The organism is Paenibacillus sp. 01L418, from assembly GCF_056400045.1.
The window spans coordinates 1-816 of sequence record NZ_JBFTSN010000832.1; the positions used below are offsets into that span (position 1 = coordinate 1).

At 49.3% G+C, this 816-nt stretch carries 2 tRNA genes and 2 rRNA genes; all 4 read left to right on the forward strand.

The annotated features are described in order from the left end of the window. A 16S ribosomal RNA gene (locus AC1DSE_RS35985) occupies positions 1 to 137 on the forward strand; the annotation flags it as partial. A gap of 116 nt (positions 138 to 253) precedes the next feature. Next, positions 254 to 330: transfer RNA gene (locus AC1DSE_RS35990), tRNA-Ile, on the forward strand. Positions 331 to 360: 30 nt separating this feature from the next. After that, positions 361 to 436 (forward strand) — tRNA-Ala (locus AC1DSE_RS35995). 250 nt (positions 437 to 686) lie between these two features. Beyond that, positions 687 to 816 (forward strand): 23S ribosomal RNA (locus tag AC1DSE_RS36000); the annotation flags it as partial.

Consider the following 816-nt stretch of genomic DNA (forward strand, 5'->3'; position numbering starts at 1 on the left):
ACACCACGAGAGTTTACAACACCCGAAGCCGGTGGGGTAACCCGCAAGGGAGCTAGCCGTCGAAGGTGGGGTAGATGATTGGGGTGAAGTCGTAACAAGGTAGCCGTATCGGAAGGTGCGGCTGGATCACCTCCTTTCTAAGGAAATACCCGGACCCGATGAGGTTCGGATAAACTTGGCAGTTTATCGCTTACTCGTTGTCAGTTTTGAAAGATTAATCATCTTTCAAAGGAAGACCAAAGGGAATACCCAAGGGCCTTTAGCTCAGCTGGTTAGAGCGCACCCCTGATAAGGGTGAGGTCGGTGGTTCGAGTCCACTAAGGCCCACCATTATCGACTCTGAGAAGTCGGTACCCATTTGGGGCCATAGCTCAGCTGGGAGAGCGCCTGCCTTGCAAGCAGGAGGTCAGCGGTTCGATCCCGCTTGGCTCCACCAATAAAATAATGTACTGTCTTTGCTGAAGATTAACTCTGAAGCAAACTCAGCGCAAAACATTTGCACCTTGAAAACTGGATAACGAAAGAAAAAGAATTGCTGAAACATCCTTTAAAGCTGTTTTTACGTAAGCGAGAGGTGTTTCGAATTGAAGACGGCTTTTGAAGACGTTATTTCTACCTCTAAAGAGGTTATTAATCAAAGAAATAAGGCTTCAAYGACGGATCAATCGAAATCACCACGAGCAKTTGGTTAAGCTAGTAAGAGCGCACGGAGGATGCCTAGGCACCAGGAGCCGAAGAAGGACGTGGCGAACAACGATACCGCCCCGGGGAGCCGTAAGCAGGCATTGATCCGAGGATTTCCGAATGGGGAAACCC